This is a genomic window from Pedobacter polaris, from assembly GCF_005116505.1.
Classification (GTDB): Bacteria; Bacteroidota; Bacteroidia; order Sphingobacteriales; family Sphingobacteriaceae; genus Pedobacter; species Pedobacter polaris.
Window position 1 is genome coordinate 962,950 of the sequence record NZ_SWBR01000001.1, and the last position, 19,010, is coordinate 981,959.

Sequence of the window (19,010 nt, forward strand, 5' to 3'; positions counted from 1 at the left end):
TTGGTTTTTGATATTATTGAGCTCCAGTTAATTTAGGAATGCGACTTGGTGTATCTACTCCTTTAACTATACTTACCGCACTTTTAGCAATCGCTTTTATGGTAGATAAAATGTTCTCTACATCTAAAGTTTTGTATTCGTCAGTAACCTGATGATAGTGTGGATCTATATCAATCTGATCTGTACTAATGGTATGTGCCGGAACTCCTAAAGCAGCTAATGTTGCATTATCGCTTCTGTAAAATAAACTTTGTGCAGTATATGGGTCTGGATGAAAAGTAAACTCAGTTCCTTCTAAGTTTTTTTGCAATATTTTTCCAAGATCTGATTTATCGTAACCAGTGATAAATGCTGTGTTTTTGCCAAACTTGCTATCTTTTCCGATCATTTCTATATTAAACATGGCAACTACTTCATCCGGATTTAGTTGCTGAGAGAAATAACGAGAACCAAACATTCCCATTTCTTCACCTGTAAAAGCTACAAAGATTAAGGTACGTTCGTTATTGTTTAGTTTTTTATAATATTTAGCCAAAGCAATCATTGCTGATGTTCCAGAAGCATCATCATCTGCACCATTCATAATGCTATCGCCATCTTTTGAAGCAACAATTCCATTGTGATCATAATGGCCAGAGAAAACTACCAATTCTTTTGCTTTCGATTTACCCGGAATAATACCTGCTACATTGAATAAAGGCATTTTTACGACATCGTTTTTCAGTTCTACCTTGAATTCTTTAGCAATAGTATCTTTATCTAAAATAAAAACTAAAGCACTTTGTTTTGTTACAGTTAGGTCTTTTTCATCAACTGTTCTTCCTCCTTGGCTTTTTAAGCGTTTGAAAATATCTATGAACTTCACATCAACCAGCACCACTTGTTTTTTGCCACTTCTGCTAATTGTTCTGTATTGGCTCATGAAATCTTTTTCAGGGTCTAATTTAATCCAACCGTCACTGTTGGTTTGATCAAAACTTAACTCCTTCGCATTATTGCCTATTATAGCAATGTTGTCATTAGCAATTGCTTGCCCATCAATTGTTACTGATGTTACAGTAGGCTTAAGCTGATATTTATAAAAAGTTTGACGATAACCTGTGGCACCTTCCAATGGTTTTAAACCAATTTGTTTAAACTCATTTTCAATAAAAGTAGCAGCCTTATCAATACCTGGCGTAAAAGTCCTTCTGCCTTGCATTTCATCGCTACTTAAACTTTTAATCAAGTGGTCTACATAATCTTTTGTGATAATTTTATTGATGTCTTGTGCATTTGCAACGCTTGCTACTAAAAGTACAAGTAGGGTGTAAATTGTTTTTTTCATTTTTATATTGTTTAGTATGCCCCTTTAGGGAATGGGTTTTTATTTTACTTGAGAGTTTAGCCAGCTATCTCTAAAATTTTGCATTGCAGGAGTTAAAACTCCACCTGTTTTTTCTATAGAAATTATTTCTAATGCAGGGTTTTCAGTGAAAGTAAGTTTGGTTGATTTTTCTTGGCCATGATAATTGTAAGTGATTGTAATTACATCTCCTGGCTTGTGTGCCTCAGTAACTTTAGTAATCGCAGCTTGATCTTTTACTTCAACACCATCCATTGTTAAAAGGATATTATCGATATCTAAACCGGCATTATAAGCAGGTGTGCCTTGCATTGTACCACCTAATGTTGCTTTGCCATTTTCAAAATTTATTCTTCCAAAACCTGCGTATGCCACACCAGGACTAGCTTTTCTTAAAACATAACCAGCATTTAGCAATAATTTAGCATAATCATTTTTCGCTGTTCCGTAAACATAGTTTTTAAAGAAATCTGAGGCAAATGACTGATTGTTAGTTAACTGGCTTAATACTTTTTCTAAATCTGGAATAGTGTATGGAATTTCTGGTTTTCCATGCGCTTTCCATAACGCTCTCATGTAATCATCAAGTGTGAGCTTAAATTCTGCTCTTAAACGTAAATCTAATGCTAAAGCAACTGACGCGCCGTAGATATAATATGAGGTAAAAATATTGCTTTTATTAGTTTGATCAATCGCCACACCCGCATCGGCAAAAACAGCATATTGACTAGCTTGTATTGGGGAGAAGTTCTTTGCGCCAGGCGAATTTAATACAGTATTTACTATGCCGTTAAAGGTTTGAGCAGCATTTTCCTGTGTTTTAAAACCTGCTCTTGTTAATAATAAACTTCCATAATATTGGGTAAAACCTTCCGCTAACCAGAGACCATCACTTACATTAGAATGTTCAAAATTAAATGGTTCTAATGTTTTTGGTCTTAATCTTTCTACATTCCAGGCATGAAAAAATTCATGAGAAAATGTGCCCAGTAAATTAGATTCATATCCAGCAATTTTAGGAGTTCGCTGCACAATTACAGTAGAGTTTCTGTGCTCCATTCCATCTCCTGCATACTCTGGTAGTACATCATGCAAGAAATAATAATTTCCATAATCGTAATTTGGAAATTCTCCCCAAACTGCACCTTGCTCTGCAACCATTTTTTTTAACATTGTTGCATAGTTGTCTACAGTAGTTTGTTCGTCATTTGAATGAGAAACCAAATGAATAGTTTGAATTTTCCCATCTGGGTTTTTTACTTCCCAACTGGCAGTTTTATAGGCAGCAATTTCTGTTGGGCTATCCATAAAATACTGCAGATTTGGCGCAGTATAAATGCCATTTCCTTCTAACTTTAATTGGGTTGCAACTTTCCAATTCTGTTTTTCATCATAATTGAATTTTACTTTTCTTGGGCGATTATCCCAGCCAATAGGATAGGCGAAAGTTGCTGGCATGCTAATGTGAGCATGTGTTTCATCAAAACCTGTATAAGTTCCATCAATCCAGTTGCCAAATAAGGTGTAGGTAATTTTTACGTTTGTGCCATGAATTGGAATTGTATATTCATCACCCGCCGGTTGAGTTATTTTTAAAGCCTTGCCATTTCCATCAAATGCTTTGAAATTATAAACATTTTTACCAAATTCATGCGTTGCATACCTGCCAGGAGAAGATCGGCTCATCCTAATCTTCAGCGGACCAGTAGGTACCTCTCTTAAAACCATAGTAATTTCAGCCTCATGATGAATGGCATTTGGGAAACTTACTTCATAAAAAACAGCGTTTTGCTGCGCACTCACAGCTAAACAAGTTAAGATTAAACTTAAGCTGAGGATAATTTTCTTCATAAAATTAAATATTGCCTTAAGTTAGCGCTATTCGTTAAAAAATAGAAATTGTGTGACAATTATTACTTAAAAGACGATTAAATCGTAGAAAGGTTGCATCATAAATACTAGAAAAAGAATAAATTAATCATCAGCTAACAGATCTTTTCTAGCTTTATTTCGAATTTGTTCTTTTCTTTTTTCTATCTCTGTGCCTACCCTAGTCTCATGAATTCCATCGGCAACTTCAACTTCATATTCTCTGTCTTTGTTAGATAAATGAACCTGCGTAATTTCAATGTTTTCTACAGCTTCATCATAGGGGCCACGACTACTCATTAGTTTTACAAAGACGGGTAAACATTCAAAGAAAATAAATAGCAGTCCAATAAATGTAACCGCTATTGCAGTATTTGTGTCTCTCGTACCATCAACATTATAACTTAACTGCCCTAAAGCCCAGTTTCTATCAGCAAAACCTGCAATATTACTTAAACTATCTAATTGTTTTGTGGTATATAACTTTTCGGTCATTAAGCCATCAAACTGCTTTCTGTTATCAACAAATTTTTCCATTTGTCGCACATCTTTCGTTAACGTGTCTAAATTTTGTTCGCGTTGCTTTAGTTCTGTTTCTTTTCTTTTAGCATATGGTCCATAGCCCATTACACCAGAAGTTTCATTGGTTTTATTTCCAAAAATTTCGAAATTCAACTTTTGTCTATCCGCCTTTATGGCCGCTGCTAATGAATCTCGCTCTGCTTTAGCATCATTTAATTTCCCTATCTCAATGGTGTATTTTTTCTCAAAAGCTTTATTTAAAGTATCAATTTTAGAGCGTTGGCCATTTAAATAACTCACATTTAAACGTTCCTTGATTTCTTTATCAAAAATCTTTAATTCTAGGGGCCTAGATATAACCATTCCAATCATAATAGCTAAAAGAATCCGTGGTGTAGCTTGCCAAAGCTGTTTATTTGTTGTTGCATTTTTATTGATACTGGATACGATATATCTATCCATATTAAAAATAGCCAAGCCCCAAATAATACCAAAAAATAAAGCGAATAACCAAGCAAAATCTCCGCCTTTAAAAACGAAATACATCGCATAACCACCAGATAGTGCTGCAAATAATCCAGTAAAAAATATGGTTGCACCGATGCCCAGGTATTTGTTGTGCTCGGTAGGATGTTTTTCTAAAGTAGATAGGTGGGCGCCAGAGCAAAACCAAAAGAAGCGAGAGATGCCATTCATAATTAGCAGTAATTAATCAAGATTTAATTATTAAACGCTTTTACAAGCAAGTTGTTACAGATTTTCTTAAAAAAGTACGAAGACATTCGCAATTACTAAAATAGGTATTCTATGTTGTATTAAAGGATTATGGTTTAAGTACCAAAAACAGGCTACGTAGCATTGGGTATATAAAAATACCAAAAGCACGGTATTGATGTAAGTTATTGATGTTCTGATATTTATTGAAAAATAATTACCATGAAACATCATGTTCTTTCAATCAAAAATTAAGGCCATGATAGCTTCATCACTTAAACAAATTAAACAGATGAAAAAACTATTACTAATCGCAGTGTTGGCACTATCTTTAGGCTTTACTGCAAGTGCTCAAGAAGAGAATGTTACAGAAAATCCTGCCGAGGTTTCTGATTCGAAAACAATGTCGTTAGACGAATTAAAAGCACAGCGAGCTACTTTACTTGCCTTGGCTAAATCTGAAGAATTTCTAGAAAAATTAGCTAAAGTAGATAAATTACAAGCTCCAAAGGAAACGGGTATTGCAGGGCTAGATGCTTTAACAAGTATGGCAGCCAAGCTAATAGATCAAATGAAAACTACTAGGGGTTCAATCCCGCAATTTTATGCAAGTGTAACTGGCCAAACAATGGATGGTGCTGCAGCTACTAATGTAACTCCAATACAACCAGATCAATTGATTGCATTGTCTAAAATGTTTGTAACCATGGGTATAGATTTGGTTAAATCATCTAAAGAATTATTAACCATGCCAGGTGAAATTAAAAGTGCAGGTGTAATGAAAGCGATGAAAGCTTTAAAATCTATGGCTTACATTAAAAATGCCTTTGTCGCTTTAAAACAAGAAATTTCTTACAATGCTAAAATGACGCAGAACTTAATCGCTACCAACAAAGCGATGACAGGTAATAAATCAAAATAATAGCGAAATTAAACGCTTAATAGCATTTAAAAATCTCAGTCATTTTTTGAACTGGGATTTTTGTTTTTAAGACTTTTCTAAGACTTGACCTTACTATTGATTTTTGTACATTTGAAAAAATATTAAAATCATGAACCCAACAGAATTTAAATAATCATTAATTTTATGAAGTGATTATTTAAATTCTCAAAGGCTCCATATAACCATAAGGAACATAAAAATAAACATATGAAAGAGATTTCGGTACAAGAACTAAAACAAAAAATAGATAACAAAGAAGATTTTCAATTGATTGATGTTAGAGAAACTTTTGAATATGAAACCTCTAATCTTGATGGATTAAATATCCCATTGGGAGGTATTTTAATTGAAACTGATAAAATTGCTACAGATAAACCTGTAATTGTGCAATGTCGTAGCGGTAAAAGAAGTGCTGCTGCAATTATGCAATTAGAGCAATTACATGGTTTTGATAATTTATATAATTTAAAAGGTGGAATTTTAGCTTGGCAAGAAGCTTATGATCCTAATATGCCAGTTTACTAATGCGTAAAAAGATAATTCTTAACGTACTTTTTAATTTAGGCATTATCCTATCCATTATTGGTATGGGGTGGTCTTACAATAATAATAGCCCTTTAGTTGTTGCATTTTTTGCAGCAACTTTTGTGGCGTTTATTTATGTTAAAATCCAGTTGATTAAGAGTTTGAAAAAAGATTTGAAGAAGTAGTTTGGTTGATGGTCAATGGATCATAGTCTATGAGCCATTAACCTTTTACCTACCCAAACAACCTCTCATCAATTCCTGTCAATCCCAAACCTGGTAAATCGTTTAGTACGTATCTCCCATCTTTCATTTCTGGTGCATCAAATGGATTATTTTTTGTTAGCCAAGGTCCATCTAAATCTGCCCAATCGCAAAGAGGGGCTAATGCTGCACCTGCTAAAGTAGCAATAGAAGTTTCACTCATACAGCCTATCAAGATTTTCATTCCAAAGCTTCTAGCTTTTAATATCATCTGATGAGCTTCATACATTCCTGCGCTCTTCATCAACTTAATGTTAATGCCATGGTATGCACCTTTCAGGTTATCCATGTCACCTAAACGCTGTACAGCTTCATCGGCTAAAATAGGTATTGGACTTCTTTGTGTTAACCAGGCATTTCCCTCTAAATTATTTTTATCCATAGGTTGTTCAATTAACAAAACCCCTTGGTCATGTAGCCAATAGCACATGTCAATGGCCTGCTTTTTATCACTCCAACCTTGGTTTGCATCAACATATAAAGGCAAATCGCTTACGCTTCTAATAGTTTGGATCAATTCTTTATCGTTATCCCTACCTAGTTTTATTTTTAAGACTTTGAAACCTTTAGCATCAGCAACTTTTTCTTTCAGCACCTCTGGTGTGTCAATACCCAAAGTATAAGAAGTAATTGGCATTTTAGCTTTGTCTGCACCATAAATTGTTGAGCAAGACTGATTTGAAATTTTTCCATTGATATCATTTAAGGCAATATCAATAGCTGCTTTTACAGCTGGATTTCCAAGTTCAATTTCATCTAAATAATGATGAATCTCTGCAAAATCAAATGGATGTTTAAACCTATTCCAGTCTACTTTAGACAAAAAAGCTGTGGCACTGGCCTGGCTTTCTCCCATGTATGGAACCATGCTGGCTTCTCCATAGCCAATAAAGCCTTCATAATTTAACTTTAGGAGCAATAATGGCGTGCTTGTTCTTGTAAATTTCGAAATTGAAAATGGATGTTTTAATTCTAATTCAAATTCCTTGCAACTTATTTTCATTCTATATCGTCTTGTTTATAAAAGGTATTCGTGCCGACAGTATATTTGTTAACGCTAAACACTATTACCATGAAAACTATTTCAAGATTACGGTATTTTCTTTATTTATCCATACTAATTGTTGGATGTACCACCGGAAAAAAAGCTTTGCAAAAAGGAAACTATGACCAATCTGTTTTTAAATCGGTTGATCGATTAAAAAGTGCACCTAAAAATGCAGAAGCGATGTATGTGCTGCCTGTGGCATATGATTTAGCTTTAAAAGAACATTTGCGTAAAATTGATGAAGCAAAAGTTTCTTCTGATGTGTTAAGATGGGAGACCATTTTAAGCCATTATCAAAAAATTAACCAACTGAGTGATGAGGTTAATAGTTCACCAGTTGCTTTAACTTTGGTAAAAAACCCTCAAAAATATATTAACGAAGTTGAAGATAGTAAATACAAAGCTGCCGAAGTTCGTTATACTTTGGGCGTAAATCAAATGAGTGAAAACAATCGTGTTAGCGCTAAAAGTGCATATTACAATTTCGAAAAAGCACAATATTTCTATCCTACTTATAAAGACGTGAAAAATAAAATGGATGATGCATATTGGGCTGCGGTTGTTAAAGTTGTAGTGCAACCTGTAAAAGTAAATAGTAGCTATTACCAATTGAGTAATCAATATTTTCAAGATCAGGTTAGCGAATTCATGAGAAGTTACCAAACAAATAGGTTTGTGATTTTTTACTCAGAGCAACAAGCAAATGCTCAGAAAATTACACCAGATCAAGTATTAAGAATGAGCTTTGATGATTTTATTGTTGGACAGACTTATGTGAAAGAAAGAGTAGAGAAATTGAAAAAGGATAGCGTTTTAATTAGCGATAGCAGGGCAAATGGTAAAGTGTACGGAACCGTTAGAGCTACATTAAGTGTTTTTGATAAACAAGTTTCCTCATCTGGTTTGCTAGCGATGACAATTTTTGACTATCAAACTAATAAAATCATCCGCCAGCAAAGATTGCCAGGAACTTATCTATGGCAAGATAGCTGGGCAAGCTATAAAGGAGATGAAAGAGCTTTGAGTAAACAACAATTGCAGATGACTAAAAGAAGAGAGTTATTACCTCCTGCACCAGCAGCATTATTTGTTGAGTTTACCAAACCAATTTATGCGCAATTGGTAGATGAGATTAGTTATTTTTATAATAAATATTAATAAGAGTTGCGGGTTAAAGGTTACGAGGTATGGGATAAGGCGCTTAAACCTGTAACTCGTAACCTTCAACTTTTAACCCCAGCACTCTTTTGACCTGGTATTGATTTACCTTATTAATTTATTAGCTAATATTGCAGCAATGAATACTGCTTTATACAAACCTTTCAAAAACTTCGATTTCAAAAACGATAAATGCTTTTTAAGTGGCGATGCTTTTCCCTCGCCTTTGGTAACTGTTAATGTTTTGCCAGACTGGCTTTTATCTATGGCAAACTTAACAGGCAATGAGCAGATCCAATTACTAGATGAAACAATTAGAACTTATAAAAGCTTAGTAGTTCCTTGTAATACAACCGTGTTCGATCAGTTCATTTCGCCACTAGAAGATAAAATTGCTTTAGCTTTTGGCAAAGGTTTCGAAGGGGTTTCAGCTTTGCCTGAACTAGATTTATTTAACTGGATTGGTAAATTAATGTATAGCTTTTTGTATATCGAAATGCAAGGTGCTATTCGCTTACAACAATTAAGTGGTGATGGAATGAATATGTCGCAAGGTTTAATGCATAAATTTGGCAACCTGCATACCATGTTACAAAGCATATATCGTGATGTAGTTTTAGAAGATTTTACACCTTGGTCTATCATAATTGTTCCACTAGAAAAAGCTGAGACTGCTTTTAGTTTTAGAGATGAAATTAATACCTTAACTTTCTCTTTAAAGTTTAAAGATTTTGGCATTATTGCTTGTTTACAAGATAATGGAACAAACAAAAGATACCATCAAGAGATATTAAATTCGATAGAAAAAAAAGCGGTATCAGAGCAACAGTTTGAAGAAATTGCCGCTCGTTTTTTCTATTCAGCTTATTTATTTAATCGTTTACCAGAATATAATATTATGCCAGTTGAGGGTGTAATTTACATAGACGCCATGCCCTTAAAAGGAACTCAAAATAAGGCGCTTTTTGATGTGTGGACGAATAAAACTTACGGTCAAGTGTTAGAAAATTTTTGGAAACCTTGGGGCCATACACTCTTTGAAATTATTAAGGATCCAACTGCTCCAATGAGTTATTTTGAGGAGCCTTTGTTACCCGCCTATTCCTAGTTGATTTAAAAAGTGAGGGATAATTCCTGGTGTTAAAATAAGCGTAATTACTAAGCCTGCTAATGCACCAAAAAAGTGAGCATCATGGTTAATATTGTCTCGAGATTGTTTAGACATGAAATAGCAATATATCAAATACAATGCTCCAAAAGCTATCGCCCAAATGCCAAACGGTATTGGAAAAATCATCAACTTGCTTAACGGATAAAATAAAATATAGCTAAACAAAACTGCACTTATCGCTCCTGAAGCTCCCAAGCTATTGTAACGAAAATTTGCTTTGTGTTTTATAACGGATGGAATATCTGCCAATACCATACTTACGAAATACAGTAGTGCAAACTGCCAATGGCCAATTAAAGTTTCTAACTTAAATGCAAATGCAACAAAGGTGAACATATTAAAGAATAGGTGCATCCAATCTGCATGAATTAGTCCGCTGGTAATAAATGTATAATACTTTTTACCATTAGCTATAGAATACGGATGCATCATAAATTTGCCGTATAGTGTGGCATCATTAAAAGCATAAACACTAGTAATTATTGTAAATAAAAATATAATGGAAGCGACAGGGGTGTCATTTAAATATTGCATCATGTTATTTCAAGTTTAGTTTGGTGTCCTGCTGCAGTCTTCCAATTGGATAGCGCATGTAAGTTTTTTCGTAATAGTCAGAGTTCTTGTAAACAAAGTCTAATTGTGTTCTTCCGCTTTTTGCTAAATCAGGATTTTTCTGTTTTTCTTCTTCTAATTTTTGTTTAAGCTCTGGGTTTTTCTTTAGTAGCTCAGTTGCCGTGTCCTCAAAAACATAACTAGAATACCCTTCCTTCTGACCTAAAATAGAATCGAAAAAATTCCAATTAAAAAATGAGTCGATGGCTTGCGGCTCCAAAGTCTCAACAATATAGCGGTTATTAGATTGATTTACATACACTACATAATCACCGGCATAGTATTGTACCTTTTGTTTTACTGTATTTAAGTTAACGCCCGAATGTAAATAATGTCCTTCGTAAGGCCGAGTTCCGGTTTTCATTTCGCCTATGTAATACATGTCTAAATCCAACTTCGCATCATTAGCCAATTGTTGCATTTTAACATTGTTTAGTTTCAGCAGTGCAATCACTTTATCCCAAGCTTTTGGAATGATGTAGGCAATTGGTTTGGTAACTATTAAACTTGGTTCAAACTTGTCCCAGTATTTAATTTTTTTAGTGTAAGGTTCATTTCTATCATAATACAGTCTATCTGTACCACTTACCCCGCTAGACTTATATTTGGCAGCATAACCTTTAAACTCAATGCTATCGTAAACTGTGCGATTTAATTTCCAGTCTAATGTAAAATCTTTTTGACTTGCTGTGTATTCATCTGCTTTACGTTTGTTCTGACCAATTAATTTTGCATCCCTTACAATTACTTCCGTATAGGTATTTAATAATTTATAAGTTGATTCTACACGTTTATCAAAGCTTTTAAGCATATGTGTTTCTGGCATAAAACCGATAGAATTATGCAAGGCAGCATAACCTGTAGAGTAGCGAGGAGATTCTATATATCCTGTAATCCCAGCATCTGGAGTTTCATTAATAGAATTTACATAAGGAATTAATTCAAAGCCCTTGGTTTTCATTTTACTATACAAATCAGGTACAAGAGTATTAGTTAGGTACCTAGATAAAATCGGATTTAACTTATCCTTTTGAGTTGGGATAAGTGTCATTGTGTATTGGTAATCTGCACCATTACTTGTATGAGTGTCTACAAAAATTTCTGGTTGCCAGGTATTAAAGATTTGCTGAAACGCTTGGGAGTTTTTCGAATCAGTTTTGATAAAATCTCTATTTAAATCGTAATTTTTACTATTTCCTCTAAAGCCGTAAGCAACTGGTCCATTTTGGTTTGCACGAGATGTTCCACTACGGTTATGACTCCCATCAATATTATAAATAGGTATAATGCAGATTATCACATCATCTGATAGCTTATTATTTTTAAGTAAGTCTCTAGCAAACATCATGCTTGCATCTATACCTTCTGGCTCTCCTGGATGAATGCCATTATTGATTAAAAAAATTCTTTTATCACTTTTTCTTAACGCAACAGGGTCAAAGATTTTATTTTTTGATAACACCAACAGATGTAAAGGTTTGCCAAAATCTGTAAGTCCATAAGTGAGTAGTTTAGCTTGTTGAGGATATTTCTTTGCTAAACCTTCATAAAATTTTATGGCTTCTTCATAAGTGGTAGTTGCCAGTTTATTACTCAGCTCATAAGGAGTTTGCTGGGCAAAAGTCGAAATAGAAATAAAAAGCAACAAAAAAAGGAATAGTCTTTTCATAAAATGATGAACTGGTTAAAGCCTCCTAAATTACTTTTTTTATTTAAGAATTATCTTCTTTTATCTAAACCGAAAGGTCCAAAATGATACCTAACTCCTACAGAAAAATAAGAGTACATGTCATTGTGTTTTGCGCCAGATGATCCATAACCATCTAAGCCTTCTCCTATAGCAATCGTATTTTGAAGATTTAAGTTTATGGCATAGCGAGTATGGTCCCATTTGTCTGGGAAATAAAAATTGATGCCTAAATTAATTGGTACAATGCCTTCTACGCTTTTATCTGCACCCGGATAATAATTCTCCCCATAATATCTAACATTAGATATTTTATTTTTAATATAACCAAATCCAACACCCGCATATAAACCTCTAAGGTTGTTCAAAATAACATTATTGAGGTGGTATTGAGTTAAAAATTCACCAAGTTGAACCTTGATATTGCCTGTGCCAGAAATATAAGAGTTAATAAATTGCCTATTGTTAGGGTCAAAAGTAATATCGCCACCTGCGAGCTCACCTTTTTGAAACTCAAAGCCAATGTTAACATAGTGCGTTATAAAGTAATCAAGGGTACCATAGCCAGCAAATGCCAATGTTTTCTTATTCAAATCTGCAAAGGCAAGTGTTGTGCCAGCCCCGCCGCCAATGCTAATTTTGTAAAAATTAGTTTGAGCGAAAAGCCCCAAGCTTGTGAATAGGATTGTGAGTATAAGCGTTATTCTTTTCAATTGTAGGGTATGTTTAGAAAATGTTTCGAATCAACTGAACCAAAATTGAATTAATCTTAACTAAATACTCTGGTAAAACAGAAATAGTAAGATGGTTTTAAAGTTTTGGTATCAATTGCCTTAGCTACAAAAATATAATCTTTATTGTATTTATTAAGTATTTTTGAAAAATCATGACTACTTATACAAATAAGCAACAAAAACTTCAAGAGCGATTTATCAAATATGCTAAAATAGATACACAGTCTAATGCAGACTCTACAACTTGCCCATCTACTTTAAAGCAGAAGAATTTAGCGAAGGTATTAGTAGATGAATTAAAGGAAATCGACATTGAAGATGCCCATATGGATAATTATGGTTATGTATATGCAACCATTTTAGCAAACACAAATAAAAAAGTTCCAGTAATTTGCTTTTGTTCTCATATGGATACCTCACCAGATTGTAGTGGAGAAGATGTAAAACCAATTGTTCATGAAAATTACCAAGGAGAAGATTTGGTTCTGCCAGATGATCGCTCAATAATTTTAAAATTGGGCGATCATCCAGATTTAAAAGACCAGATAGGTAATGATATTATTACTGCAAGTGGCACTACACTTTTAGGAGCAGACAATAAAGCAGGTTTAGCTGCGATTATGGAAGCAGCTGCTTTTTTAACTCATAATAACCATATTAAGCATGGGGAAGTGAAAATTCTATTTACACCTGATGAAGAGATTGGGAGGGGAGTAGATAAGGCAGACCTCAAGAAATTGGGTGCTGATTTCGCATATACAGTAGATGGGGAAACATTAGGCTCCATTGAAGATGAAACTTTTTCTGCGGATGGCGTTAAGCTGATCATTCATGGTGTGAGCGCTCACCCTGGTTTTGCCAAAGGAAAAATGGAAAGTGCAATCAAAGCAATGGGAGATCTTATGTCGGCCTTGCCTAAAGATAAATTAACACCTGAAACTACCAGCGGGAAAGAAGGATTTATTCATCCGGTAAGTTTTCATGGGCAAGCAGAACAAGCAGATGCGCAATTTATAATTAGAGATTTTGATGACGATTTGTTAAAGGCTCATGAAACTACATTAGAAAATTTAGTTAAAGATGTGCTGAAATCTTACCCAAACTCTACATATGAATTTAAAATAACAGAACAATATCGTAATATGAAAAAGGTATTGGATAAATACCCTCAGGTTATTGAAAATGGCATTGAAGCTATAAAAAGAGCAGGAATAATACCTAAAAAGCGTAGCATAAGAGGAGGAACAGATGGTTCTCGTTTGTCTTTCATGGGACTACCATGCCCTAATATTTTTGCTGGAGAACATGCCTTTCATGGTAAACAAGAATGGGTTTCTGTTCAGGATATGGAGAAAGCCGACAAACCATTATCAATATTGCCTGTATTTGGGAAGAGAGAAGCTAATGTGATAAATTAGTGAATTTGCAAATTAGCTAATCAATTTTAACCTTGCTAAATATTGATCTTCACCGTCTTCAAAAATAATTTCACAATGCCAACCAATTTGCTTGGCTATACGGATGAGTGTTTCTTGGTCCAAGTACAACCAATTAAACCAATTTCCTTTTTGTTTTTGATACTCGTAACAAAAACTTACTTCACCAAAGTATTGATTTTCGGGTTCTTTTAAGTCTTCGTACAGATAAGAAATGTCTGAGCTATCAAAAAGCAGTTGTCCACCAGGATTAATTAAGTTTTTTGCTTTTTCTAAAAAAGCTATACAGCCTTGCAATGTACCAGTTAAACCAATGCCATTCATTAAAAATAAAAGAGTGTCATATTTTTCTGCTACCAAAAAAATGTCTTGTGCAAAAGCCTTTTTAACACCACGTTGTTTCATGATTTTTACAGCATTAGTCGAAATATCTATTGCTGTAATATTCATTCCAAATTCTTCCAATACTAATGCATGGCTCCCTACTCCAGCGCCAATATCTAATATTTTACCATAACACAAGCTTAGCGCTGTATGTTCTAAGGGTGGCATTTCTTCTTCAGTTCTAAAAAAAATGTCGATTGGCATTTCTTCAGGCTCACCGTAAGAATTATGGAGCCACAAGGTATCGGCCACCCCATTATTATAAAAATCTAATAAAGCATTTCCGAATACATCCATGCTTCAAAGATAACTAATGAAGGAACTAAGCTTTAACTTTTGATAAAGTATCTTTTACCAAACTACCTACTGAGCCAATTTTGTCTTTTGAACTATCTAAAAGGTCACAAAACCAGTCACTTACTTTTCCTTTTAATTCATCATCTTTATCAGAAGCAATAACTAATGCAACTACGGCACCTAAAGCAGCGCCAGCTAATAATCCTGCTAAAATTTTTGTTTGCTTTGTCATAATCTAAGTTTTTTATAAATTCCTAACAATATTAAAACGTAATTGTTCATTATAAGTTGCATTTTAAACCATTAAACAACAACATGCTTCAAAAACTCTCTTACTTTAATTTAATATTTGCCATTGTTTATGTATTGATATACCTTAAAGATGGCACATTAAATTCTACGGCCGGAATATTTATGGTTATAATTTTTAACTGGCTTTGTTTAAGAAGTTATCAACTTGACAAATACAAATGGAAAATATGGCATTATTTAACAGGCTCATGGAGTTTGTATTACGTATGTTTTATAATGTATGGGGCTATAAATATCCTAATATCTTCATTTGAGTACAACTTTGTAAGTAATGATACCCGAATATTTCTATCTCTTAGCTTTACTTTTTGTTTAGCTGTAGTATTACAATTTACCGTATATTTAGTAAAAGGCTTAAAAGAGCAAAGGATGTGATTTTTGTTTAAACAATTAGGAAAACTTAAAAATTAAAAACATGAAAAAATTAATGATGTCTTTGTGTTGCTTAGCACTGCTTGCTGCAGCATGTAATAGTGAAAAGAAAGATGCATCGTCTGACACTTCAAAAGTAAATGTAGCTGAAAAGCCAATTGATACAGCTGCAATGAATAAAGCTTGGGCTGCCTATATGACACCTGGTGATGTACATAAAATGTTAGCAAAAGCTGATGGTAAATGGGATGCCGAAATTACTTTTTATATGGGTGGGGATACCAGTGTAAATAAAGCAGTTTGTGAAACCGAAATGATTTTAGGTGGAAGATATCAACAGTCTAGTTATAAAGGAGATGTTGATGGAATGCCATTTGAAGGAATGAATACCTTAGCCTATGATAATTCAAGAAAAGTATATATCAGCACTTGGATTGATAATATGGGAACTGGGTTGATGTATTTGGAAGGAGCTTTTGATGATAAGACAATGACCATGAACCTAAAAGGGAAAGCTACTGATGTGGTCACTGGTAAGGATATTATGATGAGAGAGACATTGAAGATTATTGATGATAAAACCCAACACATGGAAATGTTTGATACTAAAGAAGGTGGTAAAGAAGTTAAAACCATGTCTATTGTGCTGAAGAAAAGATAGTTTAAATAGACTTTTAAAAAGCCCAAGCACTTGTTTGGGCTTTTTTGTAGAATAACTCTTACAAACCTGAAGTCGTAGTTTGTGCGCTAAAAAAGTAAATATTAGGTTATATTTGGTTTACCTATGACCAACAAACAATTCCTTGCAATAATATCTGATGATATTGTTGTGAACAAAATCTATGAGATAAGAAATCAAAAAGTAATGCTTGATAGTGATTTAGCAGAGCTTTATGGGGTTGAGACTCGTGTTTTAAATCAATCTATAAAACGAAATTTAGAAAGATTTCCTGAAGACTTTATGTTCCAGCTAAATGAAGCTGAGTGGGAGCTTTTGATATCACAATTTGTGATATCAAAAACTGTTTCAAAGAAAGATGGTCGTGGAGGCAGAAGAAAACTACCTTTTGTTTTTACAGAACATGGCGTACTAATGCTCTCAAGTGTTTTAAACAGCCAGCAAGCCATCCAAGTAAACATCCAAATTGTAAGAATTTTTACAAGGTTGCGGAAACTGCTAAATGAACATAGCGAATTAAAACTCGAAATTGCCGATATTAAAAAACACCTCCAAAATCACGATAAGAATATTGAACTTGTTTTTAGTTATTTGGATAAGCTAATTGACAAGGAAAACCAGCCCAGAAAACGAATTGGTTTTAAGCCTGATGATTTGTAGATTTAGCTTATGGATTTAAAAAAGAAAAAAATAATTGCAAGAGAGTTTTTGCTTTTCTTTTTATGCGTAATTACTGTCATACTTACTTATGGCGGCATATATAGTTATAATTTTATAAAAAAGAAAAATACAGTTGAGCTCAGCCAACAATTAAAAACTAAACAGGCAGAGTTGGATAGTTTAAGAAAAACATTTCAAGTACAATTAGACGAATTCGGAATACCGATTAAAAAAATAGACCTCGCTGAGTTTGATCTTTCTGCTTTTGATGATCCGTATGCTGAATTTGGTGGTCAGACATTATCTTCAATGAAATCAAACTCAAAAATTTCCACTATCAACAAACAATTATCCAGAATAAAGTTTGCTAAAATAGTGAAAGCTAAATATCCAGAATATGGTGATGTAGATGACGAAGGGTTAACTACGAAAATGTTAGAAAAGTACCCAGAATATAGATCGGTGATCGAAGGCGAAAGAACCTATCTTCCACGCCCCCCTAAAAAACAATCATCTTTACCTTCAGATCAAATCCCCATATACGAACTCCTATTAGACAACGGTTTAACTTCAAAAAATAAAGCGAGTTTTTATGAAGAATATACAGACGTTAAAAAACAAAGGAAACTCTATAACTTTATGATTGAAAACAGCCTTACCACTAAAAACTTCAATCAATTTTCAGTCGATAACTTTCAAAGTTCTGGGAAGATTAACGATTTGCCCTCTTTAGAAGATTTAGGTTTAGAAAAATCGGATACCGCATTGAGTCAAAAAATAAATTCCTTACAAAAAGGAGTTAATACTATATGGTTCATACATAAGGAAGAAAGTAAAACTATTTTAAACTCCCGCCAAATAAATAAGGCTACTTTAAACATCTTTTTAATTTGCCTGGCGGTGATTTTTGGATTGCGCTACCTATGGTATGCTATAAATTGGAGTGTCAAAACTATAAAAAGTTAAATATTTATTGCTCTTTTCTTATTTAAACCCGCAAGCGTCCTCTTTTATATCGAGGATGTTTTATTCAAATAATTATAAAGTGTTGTTACATGCAACCCTCATTCCTTACACAATCCTTGCCATTTAAACTGGATTGAAGCGATATCCTTTATTTTCTTTTTAGCTTTGACAACTTTAATAGCTCAATAGAAAGAAAGTTGTCAAAGCTTGAAAATAAAGATTTAGCGTAAAGCCAGAACTATCATTCAAAAAAGCCTCTACCCTGCTTTTCAAAACACCTTAATTAATTGTTTTTGAGCATTTTCCTAGTTAAACAACCTAACCTCTTAACCCATAACTCTCAATACCCAACTTTTTTTCTGCCAACCCTTTGGTAATTAAAGTATTCTCCCTATCTTTGCAGTCCCTAAAAAACAGGGAATTAATATATTTTTTAACAAATTAAATAAAAAGCAAGTGAATACGTTAAGTTACAAAACTGTCTCTGCCAATGCCAAAACTGTTAACAAACAGTGGGTTGTAGTTGATGCACAAGGAGAGATTTTGGGGCGCTTGTCTTCTAAAATCGCAATGATTATTAGAGGAAAACACAAGCCAGAGTTTACCCCAAACGTAGACTGCGGTGATAACGTTATCGTTATTAATGCAGACAAGGTAAAATTGACAGGAAACAAATTAAGCGATAAGCAATATGTTTCTTATACTGGTTATCCAGGTGGTCAAAAATTTATTTCTCCTAAAGAATTAATGGCAAAACACCCTACTCGCGTAGTTGAGAAGGCTGTTCGTGGTATGTTACCAAAAACAAAATTGGGCAAAAAATTGTACACCAATCTTTTTGTTTACGCTGGTTCGGAGCATCCGCACTCGGCACAATCACCAAAAACCATTACACTTTAATTAAAAGAGAAAAGAAATGTCAGTTACAAACACTTCAGGAAGAAGAAAGACTGCAGTTGCCCGTATCTATTTAAAAGAAGGCAACGGCACTATTACCGTTAACGGTAAAGATCACAAAGTATATTTCCCAACATTACCTCTACAATACATTGTTAACCAATCATTCGAAGTATCTGAATTAATTGGTAAATATGATGTTAACGTAAATGTTAATGGTGGTGGAGTAAAAGGACAAGCAGAAGCAGTTCGCTTGGCAATCGCTAAGGCTATTGTTGAATTAGATGCTGAGAAAAAACCAGCATTACGTGCTAAAGGGTTAATGACCCGTGATATGCGTATGGTTGAACGTAAGAAACCAGGACGTAAAAAAGCACGTAAGAAATTCCAATTCAGTAAACGTTAATCTTAAAGGA

19 protein-coding genes and 1 pseudogene are annotated in these 19,010 nt (G+C 33.9%); 11 read left to right on the forward strand and 9 right to left on the reverse strand.

Annotated elements, in window-relative coordinates; translation table 11 throughout:
- Window positions 1-13 precede the first annotated feature (13 nt).
- The 3 genes from FA048_RS04255 to FA048_RS04265 form a co-directional block, all read right to left on the reverse strand.
- Window positions 14-1,327 (reverse strand): M20/M25/M40 family metallo-hydrolase, encoded by a 1,314-nt coding sequence (locus FA048_RS04255; RefSeq protein WP_136838961.1) that lies wholly within the window; start codon window positions 1,325-1,327, stop codon window positions 14-16.
- A gap of 39 nt (window positions 1,328-1,366) precedes the next feature.
- Complete coding sequence (locus FA048_RS04260; protein WP_136838962.1) at window positions 1,367-3,196, reverse strand: M61 family metallopeptidase; 1,830 nt, start codon at window positions 3,194-3,196, stop codon at window positions 1,367-1,369.
- A gap of 123 nt (window positions 3,197-3,319) precedes the next feature.
- Window positions 3,320-4,432, reverse strand: a complete 1,113-nt coding sequence (locus FA048_RS04265; RefSeq protein WP_136838963.1) for a DUF4407 domain-containing protein — start codon at window positions 4,430-4,432, stop codon at window positions 3,320-3,322.
- A gap of 310 nt (window positions 4,433-4,742) precedes the next feature.
- On the opposite strand from FA048_RS04265, the gene FA048_RS04270 reads away from it, so the two are divergent.
- The 3 genes from FA048_RS04270 to FA048_RS04280 all read left to right on the forward strand — a co-directional run bounded on the left by FA048_RS04270 (window position 4,743) and on the right by FA048_RS04280 (window position 6,103).
- Window positions 4,743-5,372 (forward strand): hypothetical protein, encoded by a 630-nt coding sequence (locus tag FA048_RS04270; protein WP_136838964.1) that lies wholly within the window; start codon window positions 4,743-4,745, stop codon window positions 5,370-5,372.
- A gap of 228 nt (window positions 5,373-5,600) precedes the next feature.
- On the forward strand, window positions 5,601-5,918 hold the full coding sequence (locus tag FA048_RS04275; RefSeq protein WP_136838965.1) for a rhodanese-like domain-containing protein: 318 nt from the start codon (window positions 5,601-5,603) through the stop codon (window positions 5,916-5,918).
- A complete protein-coding gene (locus tag FA048_RS04280) occupies window positions 5,918-6,103 on the forward strand; it encodes a DUF6358 family protein (RefSeq protein ID WP_136838966.1) in 186 nt (61 codons plus the stop codon). The genes FA048_RS04275 and FA048_RS04280 overlap by 1 nt, the downstream gene beginning before the upstream one ends.
- A 49-nt stretch (window positions 6,104-6,152) precedes the next feature.
- Here FA048_RS04280 and FA048_RS04285 read toward each other — a convergent pair whose 3' ends face one another.
- Window positions 6,153-7,184 carry a dipeptide epimerase gene (locus FA048_RS04285; RefSeq protein ID WP_136838967.1) on the reverse strand — a complete coding sequence of 344 codons (1,032 nt, stop codon included), beginning with the start codon at window positions 7,182-7,184 and terminating at the stop codon, window positions 6,153-6,155.
- Window positions 7,185-7,253: 69 nt separating this feature from the next.
- Between FA048_RS04285 and FA048_RS04290 the strand changes: the two genes are divergently transcribed.
- Complete coding sequence (locus tag FA048_RS04290; RefSeq protein ID WP_136838968.1) at window positions 7,254-8,387, forward strand: hypothetical protein; 1,134 nt, start codon at window positions 7,254-7,256, stop codon at window positions 8,385-8,387.
- Window positions 8,388-8,526: 139 nt separating this feature from the next.
- Window positions 8,527-9,495, forward strand: coding sequence for a hypothetical protein (locus FA048_RS04295; RefSeq protein WP_136838969.1), 969 nt, complete (start codon window positions 8,527-8,529; stop codon window positions 9,493-9,495).
- Here the strand turns inward: FA048_RS04295 and FA048_RS04300 are convergent.
- The 3 genes from FA048_RS04300 to FA048_RS04310 are packed head-to-tail and all read right to left on the reverse strand — an operon-like array spanning window position 9,478 to window position 12,570.
- Window positions 9,478-10,092 (reverse strand): rhomboid family intramembrane serine protease, encoded by a 615-nt coding sequence (locus FA048_RS04300; RefSeq protein WP_136839408.1) that lies wholly within the window; start codon window positions 10,090-10,092, stop codon window positions 9,478-9,480. The genes FA048_RS04295 and FA048_RS04300 overlap by 18 nt on opposite strands.
- Before the next feature lie 4 nt (window positions 10,093-10,096).
- Window positions 10,097-11,839, reverse strand: a complete 1,743-nt coding sequence (locus tag FA048_RS04305) for a M14 family zinc carboxypeptidase (protein ID WP_136838970.1) — start codon at window positions 11,837-11,839, stop codon at window positions 10,097-10,099.
- Window positions 11,840-11,889: 50 nt separating this feature from the next.
- Window positions 11,890-12,570, reverse strand: coding sequence for a porin family protein (locus FA048_RS04310; RefSeq protein WP_136838971.1), 681 nt, complete (start codon window positions 12,568-12,570; stop codon window positions 11,890-11,892).
- 173 nt (window positions 12,571-12,743) lie between these two features.
- On the opposite strand from FA048_RS04310, the pseudogene pepT reads away from it, so the two are divergent.
- Window positions 12,744-13,996: pseudogene (pepT, locus tag FA048_RS04315) on the forward strand (peptidase T).
- A 25-nt stretch (window positions 13,997-14,021) separates the two neighbouring features.
- On the opposite strand, the gene FA048_RS04320 reads toward pepT, so the two are convergent.
- Window positions 14,022-14,708 carry a class I SAM-dependent methyltransferase gene (locus FA048_RS04320; protein ID WP_136838972.1) on the reverse strand — a complete coding sequence of 229 codons (687 nt, stop codon included), beginning with the start codon at window positions 14,706-14,708 and terminating at the stop codon, window positions 14,022-14,024.
- Window positions 14,709-14,733: 25 nt separating this feature from the next.
- A complete protein-coding gene (locus tag FA048_RS04325) occupies window positions 14,734-14,940 on the reverse strand; it encodes a YtxH domain-containing protein (protein WP_136838973.1) in 207 nt (68 codons plus the stop codon).
- Window positions 14,941-15,435: 495 nt separating this feature from the next.
- On the opposite strand from FA048_RS04325, the gene FA048_RS04330 reads away from it, so the two are divergent.
- The 5 genes from FA048_RS04330 to rpsI all read left to right on the forward strand — a co-directional run bounded on the left by FA048_RS04330 (window position 15,436) and on the right by rpsI (window position 19,000).
- Window positions 15,436-16,053 carry a DUF1579 domain-containing protein gene (locus FA048_RS04330; protein WP_136838974.1) on the forward strand — a complete coding sequence of 206 codons (618 nt, stop codon included), beginning with the start codon at window positions 15,436-15,438 and terminating at the stop codon, window positions 16,051-16,053.
- Window positions 16,054-16,176: 123 nt separating this feature from the next.
- Window positions 16,177-16,731 (forward strand): ORF6N domain-containing protein, encoded by a 555-nt coding sequence (locus tag FA048_RS04335; RefSeq protein WP_136838975.1) that lies wholly within the window; start codon window positions 16,177-16,179, stop codon window positions 16,729-16,731.
- A 9-nt stretch (window positions 16,732-16,740) separates the two neighbouring features.
- Window positions 16,741-17,697, forward strand: coding sequence for a hypothetical protein (locus FA048_RS04340; RefSeq protein ID WP_136838976.1), 957 nt, complete (start codon window positions 16,741-16,743; stop codon window positions 17,695-17,697).
- A 456-nt stretch (window positions 17,698-18,153) separates the two neighbouring features.
- A complete protein-coding gene (gene rplM, locus FA048_RS04345; protein WP_136838977.1) occupies window positions 18,154-18,597 on the forward strand; it encodes a 50S ribosomal protein L13 in 444 nt (147 codons plus the stop codon).
- Window positions 18,598-18,613: 16 nt separating this feature from the next.
- Window positions 18,614-19,000, forward strand: a complete 387-nt coding sequence (gene rpsI / locus FA048_RS04350) for a 30S ribosomal protein S9 (RefSeq protein ID WP_136838978.1) — start codon at window positions 18,614-18,616, stop codon at window positions 18,998-19,000.
- Window positions 19,001-19,010: the final 10 nt, after the last annotated feature.